Source organism: Sodalis sp. RH20 (genome assembly GCF_047324205.1).
GTDB lineage: Bacteria > Pseudomonadota > Gammaproteobacteria > Enterobacterales > Enterobacteriaceae > Acerihabitans.
This window is the reverse complement of the sequence record NZ_CP178733.1, coordinates 1,123,419-1,137,819: the sequence shown is the minus strand read 5'-3', so window position 1 is coordinate 1,137,819 and position 14,401 is coordinate 1,123,419. Positions and strand designations below refer to the sequence as shown.

Annotated in this window: 15 protein-coding genes; 5 read left to right on the top strand and 10 right to left on the bottom strand. The window is 53.6% G+C overall.

Features of this window, described 5'->3' with window-relative positions; translation table 11 throughout:
* Positions 1–589: 589 nt before the first annotated feature.
* Entirely contained in the window at positions 590–2,035 is a 1,446-nt protein-coding gene (locus ACL2XM_RS05245; RefSeq protein WP_413723107.1) for a Cu(+)/Ag(+) sensor histidine kinase, read from the bottom strand.
* On the bottom strand, positions 2,025–2,708 hold the full coding sequence (locus ACL2XM_RS05240; RefSeq protein WP_413723108.1) for a copper/silver response regulator transcription factor: 684 nt from the start codon (positions 2,706–2,708) through the stop codon (positions 2,025–2,027). Before ACL2XM_RS05240 ends, ACL2XM_RS05245 begins: the two co-directional genes overlap by 11 nt.
* 502 nt (positions 2,709–3,210) lie before the next feature.
* Between ACL2XM_RS05240 and ACL2XM_RS05235 the strand changes: the two genes are divergently transcribed.
* The gene (locus tag ACL2XM_RS05235; protein ID WP_413723109.1) at positions 3,211–4,062 is read left to right on the top strand and encodes an aldo/keto reductase; all 852 of its coding nucleotides are present in this window, start codon (positions 3,211–3,213) and stop codon (positions 4,060–4,062) included.
* A 399-nt stretch (positions 4,063–4,461) separates the two neighbouring features.
* Here ACL2XM_RS05235 and ACL2XM_RS05230 read toward each other — a convergent pair whose 3' ends face one another.
* From ACL2XM_RS05230 to ACL2XM_RS05200, 7 genes are all read right to left on the bottom strand, one after another.
* Entirely contained in the window at positions 4,462–5,697 is a 1,236-nt protein-coding gene (locus ACL2XM_RS05230; protein ID WP_413732557.1) for an MFS transporter, read from the bottom strand.
* A gap of 805 nt (positions 5,698–6,502) precedes the next feature.
* Positions 6,503–6,937, bottom strand: a complete 435-nt coding sequence (locus tag ACL2XM_RS05225; protein WP_413723111.1) for a copper-binding protein — start codon at positions 6,935–6,937, stop codon at positions 6,503–6,505.
* A gap of 391 nt (positions 6,938–7,328) precedes the next feature.
* Positions 7,329–7,928, bottom strand: a complete 600-nt coding sequence (locus tag ACL2XM_RS05220; protein ID WP_413732555.1) for an NADPH-dependent F420 reductase — start codon at positions 7,926–7,928, stop codon at positions 7,329–7,331.
* A 71-nt stretch (positions 7,929–7,999) separates the two neighbouring features.
* A complete protein-coding gene (locus tag ACL2XM_RS05215) occupies positions 8,000–8,413 on the bottom strand; it encodes a nuclear transport factor 2 family protein (RefSeq protein WP_413732553.1) in 414 nt (137 codons plus the stop codon).
* Positions 8,410–9,051 carry an NADPH-dependent F420 reductase gene (locus ACL2XM_RS05210; RefSeq protein WP_413732551.1) on the bottom strand — a complete coding sequence of 214 codons (642 nt, stop codon included), beginning with the start codon at positions 9,049–9,051 and terminating at the stop codon, positions 8,410–8,412. The genes ACL2XM_RS05215 and ACL2XM_RS05210 overlap by 4 nt, the downstream gene beginning before the upstream one ends.
* Before the next feature lie 72 nt (positions 9,052–9,123).
* Positions 9,124–10,062: an SDR family oxidoreductase gene (locus tag ACL2XM_RS05205; RefSeq protein ID WP_410014605.1), complete on the bottom strand. Its 939-nt coding sequence runs from the start codon at positions 10,060–10,062 to the stop codon at positions 9,124–9,126.
* 48 nt (positions 10,063–10,110) lie between these two features.
* Complete coding sequence (locus tag ACL2XM_RS05200) at positions 10,111–10,746, bottom strand: NADPH-dependent F420 reductase (RefSeq protein WP_413728131.1); 636 nt, start codon at positions 10,744–10,746, stop codon at positions 10,111–10,113.
* Between the two features lie 182 nt (positions 10,747–10,928).
* Here ACL2XM_RS05200 and ACL2XM_RS05195 point away from each other — a divergent pair, with 182 nt between their 5' ends.
* Together ACL2XM_RS05195 and ACL2XM_RS05190 are read left to right on the top strand one after the other, a co-directional pair.
* Positions 10,929–11,378 (top strand): winged helix-turn-helix transcriptional regulator, encoded by a 450-nt coding sequence (locus tag ACL2XM_RS05195; protein WP_410014603.1) that lies wholly within the window; start codon positions 10,929–10,931, stop codon positions 11,376–11,378.
* A 162-nt stretch (positions 11,379–11,540) separates the two neighbouring features.
* A complete protein-coding gene (locus tag ACL2XM_RS05190; protein WP_413732549.1) occupies positions 11,541–11,900 on the top strand; it encodes a hypothetical protein in 360 nt (119 codons plus the stop codon).
* A 3-nt stretch (positions 11,901–11,903) separates the two neighbouring features.
* On the opposite strand, the gene ACL2XM_RS05185 is transcribed toward ACL2XM_RS05190, so the two are convergent.
* Positions 11,904–12,803: a LysR family transcriptional regulator gene (locus tag ACL2XM_RS05185; RefSeq protein ID WP_413723116.1), complete on the bottom strand. Its 900-nt coding sequence runs from the start codon at positions 12,801–12,803 to the stop codon at positions 11,904–11,906.
* Between the two features lie 137 nt (positions 12,804–12,940).
* Between ACL2XM_RS05185 and ACL2XM_RS05180 the strand changes: the two genes are divergently transcribed.
* Complete coding sequence (locus tag ACL2XM_RS05180) at positions 12,941–13,564, top strand: NADPH-dependent F420 reductase (protein WP_413723117.1); 624 nt, start codon at positions 12,941–12,943, stop codon at positions 13,562–13,564.
* Positions 13,565–13,604: 40 nt separating this feature from the next.
* Positions 13,605–14,183 (top strand): ester cyclase, encoded by a 579-nt coding sequence (locus ACL2XM_RS05175; protein WP_413732548.1) that lies wholly within the window; start codon positions 13,605–13,607, stop codon positions 14,181–14,183.
* The last annotated feature ends 218 nt before the right edge of the window (positions 14,184–14,401 follow it).

Genomic DNA, 14,401 nt, shown 5'->3' with positions numbered 1-14,401 from the left:
GGATACTTCAGCGTTCAGATGGGCAGAGACCTAGTATCCGAAGTTTTATTTCCAGAAGCTGACTCATTTGTTAAAAAAATTGTTATAGCTCAATAATCAGGGCTAAGGATAAATTATTCAGCACGCTGTGCCGCCAAAAGAATTAACCGTCAACTCATATATTATCTCAGGATGCTTGCAAGTTAAGACTAATTATATAACGCGAATTCTGTTTAACACGTGACTGCATGATGACATTTTTGTCATTCTTGATAGTTAAAACATATATACAATTCAATATGTTACAATTATAGTGTTACAGACTTATCCTTAATCCGCCAAAAACAAACGAGGGTGCGCTGAGTGACTGCGTTGCGCATGGAATTTACAGCATTTTATCTTGCTCAAGGGAGCCGATGACTCCGGCGCATCGCCGGAGTCAATCACTCGGTGTTGAATGATTAATTAACCGGTAACTTTAATAAAACGCATTCACCCCCTTCACCAACGACACACCTAAACTAAATCACAATAGATCAGAGTAAAGAAAATAATCAATATGGACACAAGTTTATTATTTCGAGTGTCATTAAAGATTTGCTGAATATGGCTATTTTGGCAAGCTTATTATAAACTTTGTTGATATAACATCGGAGGTTACGGATATCTTACCTTGATGCGCGCCAATAATAGATTTCACAATGGCTAAACCGATACCACTACCATCGCTGCTTCTTTGTCTCGAAGGATCGACACGGTAAAAACGGTCGAAAAGTCGCGGCAGGTGCTCGGCGGGTATGGGGGTACCTGGGTTTTCAACAACTAGCTGTACATCATCGATAGTATCCGTCACGCTCACTGTGACTGAATGGCCTGGGGACGTATAACGTACGGCATTTGACAGCAGGTTACTGATAACGCGGCGTAGCATCAGAGGGTCGCCTTTTACCAATAATGGACTGCCAATGAAGTGCAAGCTTACCCCGCGTTCTTCAGCTAACGCTTCAAAAAAATCGAATACTTTGATAATTTCTTTTTTGAGATCAATAGAAACACATTCAGGGATAAGTAAGTTATTATCGGCCTGAGCAAGGAATAACATGTCATTCACCATATTTGCCATTCGAGAAAATTCTTCCAGATTTGAATAAAGAATATCCTGATACTCCTTTGATGAACGAGTCTGGCTAAGTGTAATCTCCGTTTGCGTCACCAAGTTAGTAATCGGGGTCCGTATCTCATGGGCAATATCCGCGGAAAAATTTGACTGGCGAGTGAAAACATCTTCAATTCTGCCAATCATGTGATTAAATGACACAATGAGTTGTTCTAGTTCAATGGGTACTTTCGTTGACAATAATCTCACATGCAAATTTTCTGAAGTGATGCTTTTTATCTTTCTGCTTACACGTCTAAGCGGTGCATGCCCTTGATAAACAGCAAATAATACAACCAGTACAATAATCATACTGAACAAGAGCGCGGTGATTATCAGTTTATATTTCAGCTCTTGGATGTAGTGCAAATGGAAGTCGATGGAAAGTGCAATAAGAAGTGTATATCTTGTCGTTTTACCGTTAACGAAGGTACTGACAGGTAGTGCCACAACGCGATAACTGGCCGCTTCCATTTTGCTGTTATTGATAACGGCTTCCCCTGTGGATTCATCTTGCCACATGATAATATTATTGGCATTAATTTTATCGAAAGCAGGAAGTAATGCTCTTATCTTGGTAAAATCAGGGCCGTCCGTGGATTGATAAATAACCTGATTTTTATCATTTGCGAGATTGACGAAGATATTTTTATGATTAACAATTGCGTTAATGATTTTATCTAAGCGTATGTTTTCAGATTCTTCTTTCTCGCTGAGTATATTAGCCAAGGTCGCGCTGATTTGTTTTAAATCGGCTATATCCTGCTCGCCAAAATGCCTTTCGACAGAATTGATCATAATCCAGGTGAAGACGAAAAAAGCGGCAATGGTTGTCAAGCTGATAAAGAAGGTTAACCGGAAGGCCAGAGAGAAAGGGCGTTGCATCGGCTTAATCAGCATCCGGCACCTCTAGTACATAACCTACGCCGCGTACTGTCTGGATAAGTTTTGGCGTAAAATCATTATCTATTTTCGCCCGCAGGCGTTTAACAGCAACATCAATTGCGTTTGTATCGCTATCAAAGTTCATATCCCAAACCTGGGAAGCAATCAAGGAACGAGGCAATACTTCTCCAGTATGACGGATAAAAAACTCTAAAAGTGTAAACTCTTTACTGGTCAGTATAATTTTCACACCGCCCCGGGTTACCCGCCGTGTGACCAAATCCAACGTCAAATCCGCAACGCGAAACTGGCTTTCAGCAATAACGGTGGTACCCCGTCGCAACAAAGTACGTACCCGCGCCAAGAGTTCAGCAAACGCAAAGGGTTTAATCAAATAATCGTCGGCCCCCAATTCAAGTCCTTTTACCCGATGCTCCACTGTGCCCAATGCGGTCAAAAGTAAAATCGGCATGCCCTTTTCCGCTGAACGCAGCATTTTGACAATATCCCATCCATTAACATCAGGCAGCATGATATCAAGGATCACTAAATCATACTCCGCTGTCATTGCAAGGTGATAGCCTGTCATACCGTTATCCGCTAAATCAACAATAAAACCAGCCTCTGTTAATCCCTTGCAGAGATATTCTCCTGTCTTCACCTCATCTTCAACAACCAATAATTTCACGCATCCTCCGACACAACGACGTTGTTACATCATTCTAGTGAGCCGATAGCCGATATCAATAGACGATCACTAAAATGACAGCATTGTCATCGTTTTGTCATGCGTTAATCAGATTAGGCCATTTTATGTCTGTCCATAATAATCTTTAAGGGTCCAGTCCATTCGGGCGGCGAAGCCGTGTTGATCTGCCTCGCGTCCGTGCCAGGCCGGGCATTAATGACATAGTGCATATTATGCGGTTAAACGCTGTTTACTTTAACATGCACTTCTCCTTGATTGGCGAACATTCATTCAAATTCCAATCGCTGGCCGGTTAAATCTCTGCCCCTGGCCCCCCAGAAGGTACGCCGCGAGTAATGGTTATTATCACTGCTATTTATTAATCCAGCTAATAAAGCCATGCGGATTACAACCACTAATCTCATAACGACATCTACGCTATCCTTATAAAATAGATAGACAAAGATTTTCACATTTTCATATTTTCACAGAGGATAACGCTATGCAAACCCTAACATTGAATAACGGAATTGAGATGCCCTTGATTGGGTTTGGTGTTTTCCAGATGACTGACGCAGCGGAGTGCGAGCGTGCTGTCATTTCCGCCATTGAAACCGGTTATCGTCTAATCGATACAGCAGCCTCTTATCAGAATGAAACCCAGGTCGGTAACGCATTAAAACAAAGTGGCATTGCGCGCAACGAGCTATTTATCACCACCAAACTTTGGTTGCAGGACACCAGTTATGACGGCGCCAAGGCGCAGTTTGAGCGTTCACTTAATCGACTCCAGCTTGATTATGTCGATTTATATTTAATCCATCAGCCCTATGGTGATGTCCACGGTGCCTGGCGGGCAATGGAAGAACTGAATCAGACTGGAAAAATTCGCGCCATAGGCGTAAGCAACTTTCATCCCGATCGCCTGGCGGACTTAATGGCATTCAATAAAATCCCCCCGGCAGTCAATCAGGTCGAGGTCAATCCGTTCAATCAGCAACTTCAGGCGGTCCCCTGGATGAAAAGTCGTGGCATCCAGCCAGAAGCCTGGGCGCCATTTGCGGAAGGACGCAACGGACTTTTTCAAAATCCAGTATTAACGAAAATAGGGGCGAAATACGGTAAAAGTGTCGGACAGGTGATATTGCAGTGGCTTTATCAGCGCGGCATTGTTTCTCTGGCAAAAACAGTTAGAAAAGAACGTATGGCAGAAAATATTAATGTACTTGATTTCGAACTGAACACCGATGAAATGACTCATGTCGCAGCAATGGACACCGCGACCAGCGCTTTCTTTTCGCATCGTGACCCGGCAATGGTGGAATGGCTGGCTACGCGCAAGCTGGATGTCTAAGCCGAACTCAGAACAGAAATTTTCCGACTTGAATCTGCTAGGGATGCATGCTTATCAGCGGGGCACCCCGGCCAAATACGCATCCAACGCGGAACAAGGTGTGAAACAAAGGGCATCCTGCCTGGTTGATGTGCGCCGTCATCTCCTGCACGACATGGCACAAAACGGGCAATGAGCAGGCATGTCACTAACCCGACCGCGCCCACGAAGGCAAACACGATATGCCAGCTGAAAAGCTGGCCAATCCATAAGCCCAGCGGAACCCCCACCCGTATGGCCACAGCCAGGCCCGGCATCATCCGGCTTAATGCGCTGCCGCGCCACTAAAGAGCTGCTGCCTTCTGATATGACGCCGCTGCGGCCGTCATGCCAGGCTTTCGTGGCAGCCTTCGTCAGCGATCAACCGTCTTGTCGGCGTCGTCGCTGCGGATGCAGAAGTATCAGGAACAGCATCAGGGCGATCGCGACCAGGAGAGCAAGCCCGGCGAACGCAATACGATAGCCAAGGAGGCTAATCGACACGCCGAGCAGCACGGCGCCGAGTCCGTAGCCGATGTCGGCGGTGGCAAAAAATGTCGCGCTGGCAACCCCGCGGCGGTCCTCGGGTGCAATGGCATATGTGATGGACTGCAGGAGCGGCAGTGCCACCCCGTAGCCGAGGCCGAACAGCGCGGCCGAGGTCAGGAAGACGGTGAGACCGTCTGCCCAGCCGAGGACGAGAAGTCCGGCAAGCATCGCGGCGACGCCGGGAACGAACACGATTGTCGCGCCGAAGCGGTCGGTTATCCGTCCGACGCCAAGGCGTACGACGAGAAGGGCGAGGGCGAAGACGGTGAAATAAAGGCCGATGTGCGTGACGCCCTGGTGGATGCCATAGGCGGCGACGTAGGCCATGATCGCCCCGTAGGGCATGACGACGAACAGGAGGACCGCACACGCGCGCAGCACGCTCTTCTCGAGCAAACGCTCCCAGCCCCGCGGCGACACTACGGGATCAGGGACCGACGTCGGGAGGGAAACCTTGGGTTGGCGGCCCCGGCGTCGATCCCCGATCCATAGGCCGGTGATGATGGCGACCAGGCCGGAGGCGACGCTGGCGATAAACAGCCAGTTGGCGCCCCACTGCTGGTGGATCATCAGTCCGAGATTTGGGCCGGCGGCCATGCCGATGGTATTGGCAAGCGCATAGTAGCCGATGCCCTCGCTGCGGCGAGAGGCTGGAACGAGGTCGGCGGCGACCGTCGCGGCTCCGGTTGAGGAGGCGCTGAACCCGACCCCCTGGACCAGGCGCAGGCTGATGATCACCGGGAGTATGCCGGCGACGGTGAACAATGGGGAGATGACGGCCATGATCGCCACGCCCAGCAGGTAGACGGGACGTCGACCCCAGCTGTCGGCAAGGCTGCCCCACATAAGCCGGGGCAGGAGCGATCCGACGGTATATCCGGCGACGATGACGCCGCCCGCCGCGGTGGTGCCGGCGCCGATGTCCTGCACGAACAGGGGCAGCGTCGGGGTGAGCATGAACGTCATCATATACATGAACACCGCGCTGACCAGCAGCAGGACAAACCGGGACGTCCATAGAGGGTCCCGCGCGGCGGCGCGGTGCCCCTGGCCTGTCATGCTTGCCATGCAGGACCCGTCTTCCCCCCGGCGACGGAGGCCTTACTCCCACACAATGGAGCGCCCCCCCATCCCATGCCCGCCATTTTCAATAGCGTTGGACGGCCAGACTCGGCGGGCAGAGACCCCCGGTTGGCTTCGTTACATTGAATACACACAATAAGTTTCCATCAATTCGGGGGTCGTAAAAACGCGCCTCATGTGCCCCTCAGCTTTAAAAAAGCCGGCGGCCTGGCGTAAGAGACGAAGCTTTGAATGCAATGCTGCGCAAGTAGCACGACAGCGCTGGACGCGGTGGCCCCGTCACTGAAAAGCCTACAAGCACTTGGCCCCCTCGTTAAGGCCATAATCCCGCATGCCCTATTGAACTGAATTCATGAATATACAACGGATAGCGTTTCCCGCGTGGCAGATCCCGCAACGTGCCAGCGCGTGGTATAACACGGCGACTCAGCGAAAATGAAAGAGAGCTTAATGGCGATGGCCCGCTAGTCAGCGTGAACGCCAGCAGCTTAGTCTGCTGCGTAACGGGGATCGGTGGTTGAGGGATGACTATCGAACCTGGCAATTTTTAATGACCCGGGCGCGCGCCGGCTTACTTTGCATGCAAGCGCACTCTTTCTTTATGCTAACAGCATCACTCCCCCACCCCTAGCTGCGCCAAGAAAAAAAAAGTGAGAGATCACTCATGGGGTAACACGTTTTTTAAAAACCCTCTTCAGCAGGGGACCATGTTAAAAGAGCCTCTGAATCAGAGGCTCTTGCCATCATGAAAAAGCATTTAAATGAGGGTGCTCAGATTTGCAGTTTGCGATCAGTTGGTTTTATCCTGGCCGCGATGCTGCTCGGCCTGCTGCTCATGAATAATCGATGATTGACCATTATTGGATTTTTCATGAGCGACGGCGGCCTTTTCATGCTCGCTCATGTCAGTAAAGGTTTTTGACGTGGCAGTGTCACCCGGCGCCTTGTTTTTTATCTGCTTTTTGTGCATTTCCGCCATACTCTGATGGGCAGGGGAATTACTATTTTTTAGATTTTCATGTGACAACGCGGCTTTACCATGTTCATCCATATCCATCGTTTTCGGATCAGTTCCCTGGATTGCGGCATCCTGCTTTGATGACATCATCTGATGTGCCGGTGCCTGGGCATTATTTATCTGGTCATGCACATCCACGGTTTCAGCTGCCCATGCGGAAGAAGCGAAGATCATGGCAACAGCGAGGGTAATAAGATTTTTTTTCATAGTTCATACTCTCCAGTAACAAACAGTAGATGGTTAGCGTTTCATGATCGGAATCCGGGATGTCTACCCGCGGTTTATTTATGACTCGCAACCCCAGTTTTTATTTCAGTCCAGGTCTTAAGCGAAACGTCTCATTCCACTGTTATCCTGATTTACGATTGAGTATAAAGATCTGGTTCTGTTTAACGCGTGACGGGATGATGACAATTTTGTCACCCTGCATCAGCGTTAATCTGCTGTTTATCCAGCACCGGGAAAGAGAGGCTTCACTTTCCATCATCGCAATATCTGGCTAGAAAAAGCATATTGCTGCTCATTCTGGATAGTCGTTTAAGCGCTTCAAGATTAGCGAAAAGTGGCAGGATCGCATCGACATGTGCTTCCCGTTTCATCAGTCGAACTTGACCAGGTCCTTTAAGATCAGTTGACCCCAGCCTTTTTCCCGCGCCTGCACCAGCAGGCCACCTTTCGCCAGGGCGCCAAGTGAGATCGGAGCAAAACCGAGCTTCTCCGCCAGTGCCGCTATCTCTGCTGCTGCGCTGTCGTCGTCACTCGCGAGGAACACGGCCCTCTTGCCACCATGGACGGACGGATCCTGCCCAAGAACGGAAGCGCCCAGATGGTTGAAACCCTTGACGACTTTTCCACCCATGAAAGCCTGCGCGACGACCGCGGCCGAAGCCTGTCCTTTCAGTTCCTCGGCGAGCACGCCGTAGGCGTTGGTCACATCGACGATGGTCTTTCCCTGCCAGGTCGACAATGTTTTCGCGACATCCGGGTGCGATTCGTAACGGACGGCCAAAAAGATGATGTCTGCCTTGATGGCTTGCGCCAGTGTGGTGGGAATGACCGTGGGTCCGATTGCGGCAGCATCGGCAGCAAAACGTTCCGGATCGCGCGTGGTAGCAACCAATACGTCGATGCCGCTGCGGGCGAAGGCTTTGGCCAGCGCCTGGCCAAGTTTGCCGAAGCCGATAATTGCATACGTCATCAGTGCTCCTTGTTTGTTAGATCTAAGCCAGGCCGCTGTCGACGGCGACCGCGCTGGCCGTTATGCCCGGGTCAGCCAAGGTTTGCAGCCGCCATTCCGGCTGCCCGTGCCAGTGCCAGCGTGTCGATATACTCCCGGATGTGCGTCACCTTGCCATCTTGCAGCGTCATGGCGAAGACAAAATGGTCCACGAACGCCTTGTTCGTGGCCTTTATTTTTCCCGTGCTCAAACCCACGATCAGGACGCGGTCGGCCTGCGCGATAAATTCGAGGGGCGCAGAAATGGACGTTTCCACCCTGTCAGCGGCCTTGTGAAAAAAATCAGCCAACCCCGCATGCCCGCGGTGCGTACCGGCCAGCGGCCACTCGCCCGGAATGACCCACTCGACATCGTCGTCCGTCAACGCCAGCACACCTTGCAGATCGCCGCGGCCCAGCGCTGCAAATAGTGCCTTCACGATCTGCACGTTCCCTTGCGTGCTCATCGCGCCAATCCGATATCGACGTGCATGGCAATATCGAACGTGCCGGCGCCGTTTTTTGCCAGGCCGATCATCAAGAGGCCAAGCGATTCGAGCGTCTGGGCCATATGCAGGGCACCAATGTCCAAAGGCCGCAGGCCGAGACTCCCGAGGAAAGTCGCAACGCGGGCCTTGGCTTCCCCATCGTCGCCTGCGATGAACGCGTCGAGCCGACCACCCTTGGCAAGCACAGGGCCGAAGAGAGTGTTGAACGCTTTCACGACATGCGCACCGGCGGGGAGGCCTTTGGCCGTCTCCTGCGCGCCGGAACTGCCGTTGGGGGACACGAGGCCCGAGAGGTCGGGTGCGATAGGGTTGGTGATGTCGATGATCACCTTACCGCCCAGCGCCGCCCCGAAATCGGCCACCACCGACGCCGCACTGCCGTATGGCACGGCGAGGATGACGATGTCGCCCTTGGGTGCGGCGCCGTACGTCCCGGTGGTCGCGCCAGCGCCAAGCTTATCGGCAAACGCCTGCGCCTTGGACGGGTCGCGGCCGATCACCTCGACGGTGTGCCCAGCCTTGATGGTACGGCCCGCGATTGCCGTGGCCATGCCGCCGGCCCCGATGATGCTGATAGTGCTGATGGGAGTGCTCATATTGTTTCCTCGTCAGTTAACAGGTTGCTCGTCATGTATTACCGGGACATCGCCCCGGTAATACAGCGCGCGTCAGGCGGTCGGGAAATAGTGGCCGTTATCCATATCGGCGAACAGGTCGGGCTGAGTGGGTTCCCATCCCAGGGCCTGCCGGGTGATAAGGCTTGATGCCGGGAGATCGAGCGTGACCAGATTTGCCAGGAAGCCAAAGTAGCCCGGCAACATCAGCACGTCCGCGGGAATGCTCACGGCCGGCACGTTCAGGCGGCTGCCAATGGCCTCGGCGATGGCGCGGAACGGGATGCCCTCACTCTCGACCCCATGCCAATATTTGCCCGCCTCACCCTTCTCCAGCGCCAGGCGGAACAAGATGGCGAGGTCACGGGCGTGTACGGCCGGCCACAGGTTCGCGCCTTCTCCCGGATAACCGATGACGCCCTTCTCCTTCGCCAGCCCGATCAACAATGGCAGGAAGGCGACGTCGGTCGTGCTGTGCGCGATGGTCGGGATCCGCACGATCGACGACCGCACGCCCCGCTCGGCGAGGCCGATGACGGCGAGATCGACGACGTTACGCACCCGCAGGGTCCCCTTGTACGCATCGCCGCCGGGAAGTGACGGGTCCTCCTCGGTGGCTGGCCGGCCCAGTTTTTCCCAGCCGGGCGCGCCGATGCTCCCCGACACGACCAGCGGCTTGCCGCTTCCCGCCAGCGCCTCCCCGTACGCGAGCATGATCTGGCGTTCCGCGGCGGCCACGGCGTCGATCCCGCCGGAGGGAAGCAGGTCTTGCCTGTGGGCGACGTGAATGACGCCGTCGGCGTCCGCCGCCGCCGCCTTGAGTCCCTCAAGGTCGGAAATATCTCCGCGCCGCACCTTGGCGCCAAGTGCGGCCACCGCCTCTGCGGCTTTATCCGAGCGGGCCAGGCCGGTAACGTCGTGTCCGGCCGCGATCAGTTCAGGGATGATGTACGAACCGATATGGCCGGTTCCTCCGGTAACTAAAACGCGCATGGTGCTGTTCCTTGTAAGTGAGATGAAAAAATAGCGCTACGGGTGAGCTCAGCCGGGAAGGCTGACCCCGATTGAAAAGTGGGTGTGCTTGATGGCGTGGGCGAGCAGGCCCAGCGACAGCAGGCAGACGTGTTCCAGCGTCCGCGCCATGGGCAGCAGTCCGATATCCATCGGGCGCAGCCCGAGGCTTTCAATGAATACCGCGATATGCCCCTTCGCCCGCGCGTCGTCGCCCGCGATGAAAACGTCTAGCGAGCGCCCCTGGAAGGAGCCGGCGGCCAGGACCTGGGAAAACAGGGTGTTGAATGCCTTGACGACAACGGCGTCCGAAGGCGCGGCCTTCATGATCTCCCGCGCGCCGAAGCTGTCGCCAGGTGTCACAAAGCTCGTGAGGTCGGCGGCGACGGGGTTGGTGATGTCGACCAGGAGCTTGCCTGCCAGCTTGTCACCGTATTGCTTCACGACGTCCAGAACGGCGGAGTACGGAACCGCCAGGATGACGATATCCCCGGCCGGGGCGGCGCCGAACGTGCCTATGATCGCGCCGGCGCCAATCTGCCCGGCCAGCGCCCGCGCCTTGGCGGCGTCGCGGCTCATCACCTCGACGGTGTGTCCGGCCTTGGCGGCCAGGCCACCGATCGCTGCGGCCATGCCGCCTGAGCCGATGATGCTGATAGTGCTCATGTGCAGTTTCCTTAGTGATAGGAGGCTAATCATTCATGGCTTGCCGGCGGCGATCCGGTGACCGCGTTCAACATACAAACCATGGTAGCCATATCACTTGCAATAAGCAAGTATTGTTACTTGTAAAAAGAAAGTAATCATAACATTTGCTTGCGATATGCAAGCAATGTTAATATTTCACCATGAAAACAACAGATAAAGAAATCAGGTCCCACTGCGCGGTAAACTACGGCGTGGAGGTCTTCGGCGACCGGTGGTCGCTCTTGATCATTCGCGACATCGTTTTTGCCGGTAAGAAGACCTACGGCGAGTTCCTGAAATCGGAAGAGGGGATCGCGACCAATGTCCTTGCTTCCCGCCTTGCCTTTCTTGAGGCGCAAGGCATTCTCTCGCGGGCGCCCAGCCCCGATGACGGGCGCAAGGACTTCTATACGCTGACCGAGAAAGGCCTGGACCTCATTCCCATCATGCTGAGCATTGTCCTGTGGAGCGCGCAGCACGATGCGAAGTCGTATGTGCGGGGACAAAAGGAGTTCATTGCGAGAATCAGTCAGCATCCCGTGCAAGTAAGCGAAGAGGTGAAGGCACAGGTTCGCAATGGCGGATGCATATTCCCCGATGGCAACGGGTGAGCAGGACGGCAAGCATGCCTGTTAACTCCCGCAAACGCTGTGCGCACGCGAGCAGCGTTTTATTCTGGGCCTGCCCGAGATGCTGGACAACGGCCATGACTTCCCCGCCCCGCCAGCCAGGTTAAACGATAGGGAATACCCTAACTCACGCGGAAAATACCCATGAGAGCGGAATCTGGTCGATGCCGGGGAACCGGTGTCAGGCTGGGCTGGGGTTTGAACGAACTGGCTAAGATGAGCTACTGCCATATTGCAGCCAAGATTCGTCATCCTTTCGAAACCCTGTTTGCCGCGACTTATGAAACGATTGATATATCAACGCTGCGCGGCAGGGAAGTCTATTTCCTTGACAGGATTGCCTCTGATCAACTGGTCAGGGTCGTGCCCACGATCGATAGGCCTAAGCCTCTCTATGCTATGGCCAATGGCAAAGTCATTCTATCCCATTCTCCCGCCCTGGAGTTGGCGCTGAGCGCGGTGCAAACAGAGTGCCAGTCGATCCTGGGAATCAGGAATAGATAAGGCTTACCGATGCGGGAATTCGCCCCAGACTTCCACCAGATAATCAATGAAAACCCGCATTTTTGCCGGTAGGAACCGGCGGCTGACATAAACCACATACAGATTGAATTCCCCAAAACTCCATTCAGTCAGGATCCGCTGTAACTTCCCGCTGGCGATATCCTCACTTACGATAAAATCCGGCTGCGCCATAATGCCCCCGTCGGCCAGCGCCAGGTGACGCAGCAGATCGCCATTGGTGGCATGCACCGTAGGCTGGATACGTACCTGGATTGCTGTTCCCGCCGCATCATAAAACTCCCAGTTATCACTTGAGCTGAGATAAGAATAGCCCAGCGTATCGTGGCCGGCGAGATCGGCGGGAGTCATGGGTACGCCGCGCTCGGCCAGGTAACCTGGCGCGGCGCAAACGATCATATTGATGCGCGCTATCTTGCGGGCAATCAAATTGGGGCTCGGGGCTCGGGTAATGCGGATGGCGAGATCAAACCCTTCATGTACTAAATCAACCACCCGATCAGAGAGATCGATATCAAACTGCAAGTCCGGATGCCGCCGATGAAACTCAGGCAATACCGGCGCTAATTGATGGATACCGAACGACAGCGGCGCACTGATGCGAAACGATCCGGACAGCCGCAGCGCGTATTGCCCCACCACAGCCTCGGTTTCGGCGATACTGGCAAGTATCTGTTGGGCACGCTCATAGAGCGCCTCGCCTGGTTCGGTTAGCGATAGCCGCCGCGTGGTGCGCTGCAGCAAGAGCGCGCCGAGATGATTCTCCAATGCCGCAATCTGGCGTGACACCGCCGCTCCCGATGTCGCCAGTTTATCCGCCGCCCTGGAAAAACCGCCTTCCTCTACCACTGTGGCAAAGACCTGCATAGCTTTGACGATATCCACTTCATTTCTCTTATTATTACGTTTTACGTAATAGTCATATTCTCATAGCGCCATTTTTCCCACCATTAAAAACGCTTATTGTATCAATTCGCTTGTTCAGTCATCGCCATCACCCCCTATACCAAAAGGAAATTGCTATGAAAATAACCGTTATCGGCGCAGGCAATATGGCCGCAGGTTTCGTCAAACAACTGACCAAAGCCGGACATCTGGTGTACATCGTCGGGCGCGACGCCGGCAAGTCCGAAGCGCTGGCTAAGCAATTCGGAGCCAAAACCACGGAACCCGCCAAGGCCGCCGGGGCGGACGTGATTATTCTCGCCACCGCCTACGGTGACGCGGTGAACGCGCTGCGCGCCCTTGGCAATCTGGACGGCAAGGTGATTATTGATATCACCAACCCGTTGAGCGCCGATTATATGTCGCTCACCCTTGGACACGTCACGTCCGCGGCCGAGGAAATCGCCAACGCCTTCCCCGGCGTCCGTCTGGTGAAAGCCTTCAACACGATATTTGCCCAGGTACTGGCCGCCGGTCCCGAGTTGGCGGGCAGCACGGTGCCGGTGTTTATCGCCGCTGACGATGCATCGGCAAAAGAAACGGTATCCACGGTGGTTCACTCGCTTGGCTTTAGCGCGATTGATGCCGGCGGATTAAAAAATGCCCGTTATCTTGAGCCGCTGGGCGGGTTGAATATCTACTTTGGCTATGGCGCCGGACTTGGCACCACCATTGCGCCGACCTGGCTTATCAACAAATAACCGGCGTCCAGACACGCTATCTAATAAGAAGAGTATTATCATGCAATTATCATCTCATGTCGTGACTGCCGCACTGGCGCTTGGGCTGGCTGTTTCCTCCGCATTTGCCGCTGATAAAGCCAAAAGCGCGAATGACGCCATACCACCGTTGATGCAGGAACTGTCGAAATATCAGAGCGCTGAAAAAAACGTTAATAACAATCTTAAAACGTTTGATACTCTCGATTTCGACGTATATACCCATCAGAAATGGGATCGCCTGCATGAAAGCCATGCCCAGGATATCCTGGTGCATTATCCTGACGGCCATACGACCAAAGGATTGGCGGCCCATATTGTTGAATTAAAGCAAACATTCGTTTTTGCGCCGGATACGCATATCAATGTGCATCCGGTGCGCTTTGGTTCGGGCGAATGGACCGGGGTCATCGGCATGATGGAGGGAACCTTCACCAAACCGATGCCTTTGGGAAACGGCAAAATGGCGGCACCCACAGGCAAGCCATTTAAGCTGACGATGGCCACCCTTGGCCATTGGACTAAAACCGGCGTGATGGATGAAGAGTATTTGTTCTGGGACAACGCCTCGTTTATGCAGCAAATTGGATTGGCACATTAATATTATCCTAGGCGCTGGGAATTGACCCCCGGCGCAGATAAAATTGGCGATTCACGCGGCCAGTTCTTCTTCCTGGCGATTTTTCCAGCTTTTTATGTGCGTGACTTCAGCTGTATGTACACCGCTGACGCTCAGCCAGTGCACGATGGGAAGGGGTAGTCTGGTTTACCTTAATTCCTATGCCTGAAAACGACGAAAAACAAGATAACAAATCTATA